The 247-nt window shown below is 52.6% G+C and carries 1 protein-coding gene; it reads left to right on the top strand.

Going from position 1 to position 247, the window contains the following annotated elements; translation table 11 throughout:
* On the top strand, positions 1-247 hold a 247-nt coding region (locus B0E34_RS22965; protein WP_185117476.1), incomplete at both ends, for a hypothetical protein.

The raw sequence follows: 247 nt of genomic DNA, 5'->3' as shown, positions 1-247 counted from the left end.
GTGCTGCCTTGCGTATGCTTACCGAAAACGGTCATCAGCCATTGCTGCAAGAAATCGCCCGGCGTTATAACCAGCCGGAAGTAACCGATGCGGTGAACGCTCTACTTGCGCTCGATCCCTTAGATAATCACCCGACAAAAATCCCCACTCTTCCGACCTTTTATCAGCCATCGCTCTGGACGCGCCCGTTATTAAAAGCAAACGCCCAATCACTGCCTGATAGCGCACTCCTCCACCTCGGTGAAAT

The organism is Chryseobacterium mucoviscidosis (genome assembly GCF_002177115.1).
GTDB lineage: Bacteria > Bacteroidota > Bacteroidia > Flavobacteriales > Weeksellaceae > Chryseobacterium > Chryseobacterium mucoviscidosis.
Note: the sequence above shows the minus strand (reverse complement) of the source record. Positions and strands in the feature narration are given on the sequence as shown.